Source organism: Kitasatospora sp. NPDC057500 (genome assembly GCF_042802195.1).
Lineage (GTDB): Bacteria > Actinomycetota > Actinomycetes > Streptomycetales > Streptomycetaceae > Kitasatospora.
This window is the reverse complement of sequence record NZ_JBHVER010000408.1, coordinates 1-2,434: the sequence shown is the minus strand read 5'-3', so window position 1 is coordinate 2,434 and position 2,434 is coordinate 1. Positions and strand designations below refer to the sequence as shown.

General features: G+C 75.6%; 3 protein-coding genes. All 3 read left to right on the top strand.

Translation table 11 applies throughout. From position 1 onward, the window contains the following. Positions 1-133: 133 nt before the first annotated feature. The 3 genes from ACFU74_RS37005 (at position 134) to ACFU74_RS36995 (ending at position 2,375) form a co-directional block, all read left to right on the top strand. Complete coding sequence (locus tag ACFU74_RS37005; protein WP_380764531.1) at positions 134-727, top strand: SAV_6107 family HEPN domain-containing protein; 594 nt, start codon at positions 134-136, stop codon at positions 725-727. 64 nt (positions 728-791) lie between these two features. Then, positions 792-1,544: a methyltransferase domain-containing protein gene (locus ACFU74_RS37000; protein ID WP_380764530.1), complete on the top strand. Its 753-nt coding sequence runs from the start codon at positions 792-794 to the stop codon at positions 1,542-1,544. 441 nt (positions 1,545-1,985) lie between these two features. Continuing rightward, complete coding sequence (locus ACFU74_RS36995) at positions 1,986-2,375, top strand: DUF3040 domain-containing protein (protein ID WP_380764529.1); 390 nt, start codon at positions 1,986-1,988, stop codon at positions 2,373-2,375. The last annotated feature ends 59 nt before the right edge of the window (positions 2,376-2,434 follow it).

The window sequence follows — 2,434 nt, the reverse complement described above, 5'->3', positions numbered from 1 at the left end:
CCGTCCGTGGGGGACGGCGCTTCGGCTGCCGGGCGGCCGGAGGCCCGGCCGGGGCCCGATTGTCAGTGGTGCCGTTCACGATGGAGGGGCGCGGGCCATCCGACCCGTGCGCTGCCTCGGAACGGGGGAGACCATGACCATCAGCCACCCTGAGCCCGTCACCGCCCGCCTCCACTCCGCCGCCTACCGACCGGGGAGCGCCGCGCGCTCCTCCGCCCACCGGCCGTCCGCCGGTGCCGACGTGCACCCGGTGCTGCGCCGGGCCGCCGCTCCGCCCGCCGCGCTCGACCTGCTCGCCGAGGCCCACCGCACCCTCGCCCGGGCCCGCGCCCTGGAGGACCCGCTGGAGCGGTACGCCGCCGCGCACCTCGCGGCGCTGCGCACCGTCGCGGCGGTGCTCGCCGTGCGCGGGCGCCCGGAGAAGAGCGAACGGCGCCGCCGGGCGATCCGCAGCGCCTGGGAGGTCCTGCCCGAGGTGGCGCCCGAGCTCGCCGAGTGGGCGCCGTACTTCGCGGCGGGCGCGCGCCGCCGGGCGGCCGCCGAGGCCGGCATCCGCGGCGCGGCCTCGGCCCGGGACGCGGACGACCTGGTCCGCAACTCGGCGCTGTTCCTGCGCCTGGTCGAGCGCCTGCTCGGCCTGCACGCCGCCCCGCCCGCCCCGCGCCTGCCGCTGGACGACGCGGACGGCGGCGACGACCGGCAGCCGGAGGTGCGCGAGGCGGGGTGAGGGACGGACAGGGCCTAAGGTGGAGGCAACCTGATCGACACTGCACGTGCCAAGGAGCCTCGCCTTGTACCCGACGCGTCCCCGCAGCGCCCTGCGTACCGCCGTGGTGTGGGAGGTGGTGCGCGCCGCCCTGGAGAAGCGGGCGGCCGAGCTGGACCAGCCGGTGCTCGACGTGGTCGACACCGGCGGCGGCACCGGCAACTTCGCCGTGCCGGTGGCCCGGCTGGGCCACCGGGTCACGGTGGTCGACCCGAGTCCGGACGCGCTGTTCGCGCTGGAGCGGCGGGCCGCCGAGGCCGGCGTGACCGACCTGGTCCGCGCCGTGCAGGGCGACACCCAGACGCTCCCCGACCTGGTCGCGCCCGGCACCGTCGACGCGGTGCTCTGCCACGGCGTGCTGGAGGTCGTCGACGACCCGGCCGAGGCGCTCGGCAGCCTGGCCGGCACCCTGCGCCGGGGCGGGTTCGTGAGCCTGCTGGCCGCCAACCGCAACGGTGCCGTGCTGGCCCGGGCGCTCGGCGGCCACTTCGACGACGCCCGCGCGGTGCTGGGCGCCGGTGACGGCCGCTGGGGCGCGAGCGACCCGATGCCGCGCCGCTTCACCGGTGAGGAACTGGACCGGCTGGCGGCCGGGGCCGGGCTGCGGGTGGAGTCGGTGCACGGCGTGCGGGTCTTCGCCGACCTGGTGCCGGGCGTCCTGGTGGACACCGAGCCGGGCGCGCTGGACGCGCTGCTCAAGCTGGAGGAGGCCGCCGCCGGGCAGCCGGCCTTCCACGCGGTGGCGACCCAGCTTCACCTGCTGGCCACCCTCGGCTGACCGGACGGACCACCGCCGGACCACCGCCGGCCCGCCCCCGTCCCACCGCCGTTCGCCGACGGACTTCCCGTCGTTCGCCGGCGGACCTTCGGCGCTTCTCCCGCCCGTCTCCCCGTCTTCTCCTCGGGATCTCCCCAGGTCCGGGCCGATTCCAATGGATCGGGCACTTGTCCGCAGTCAGCCGCGTTGAGGTGGGTGCGGCGAGGAGCCGCCGAAGTGGCCGGGCCCACGCGTGGTCGACCGCTCCGCGAAGGGCCCGTGGACCGTATGATCTGGGTAAAGCCGGAAGCATGACCGCCGGACGCTCGGGGCATATGGACGACACGGGCCCGGGCCCCCGCACAGGCGTCCGACCGCGTGTTCTGAAGGCTGATTTGGACTTGCCACCCCGACCGGGGCGGCGGACCGGTCGCACCCGCGACCGACGAGTAGGAGGACTCCGTGCCGCTCTCGGAGCACGAGCAGCGACTGCTCGACCAGATGGAGCGAGCGCTGTATGCCGAAGATCCCAAATTCGCGTCGGCGCTTGAGGGAACCGGTCTGCGCACCTACACCCGTCGACGGGTGTATCTGGCCATCGGCGGCTTCGTGGTCGGCATCGGCCTGCTGATGGGCGGCATGGTCGTCGACCAGATCTGGGTCAGCGTGGTGGGCTTCCTGGTGATGCTCGGGTGCGCCGTCTTCGCTGTGACGGGCTGGCGCCGCGGGCCCGCCGGACAGGCACAGCGCCCCGGTGGCCAGGCCGCCGCTCCCCGTCGCAAGGCCGGGATGATGGACCGGGTCGAGCAGCGCTGGCAGCGTCGTCGCGACGAGCAGACCGGCGGATTCTGAGACCTCCTGCCCGTACCGGCGGACGGTACGGACGTGACGAGGGCGGGCAGTCGAACGAC

What these genes read in the sequence shown, in the direction of transcription:
- ACFU74_RS37005 (WP_380764531.1), top strand. Translation starts at nt 134, where the DNA reads ATGACCATCAGCCACCCTGAGCCCGTCACCGCCCGCCTCCACTCCGCC.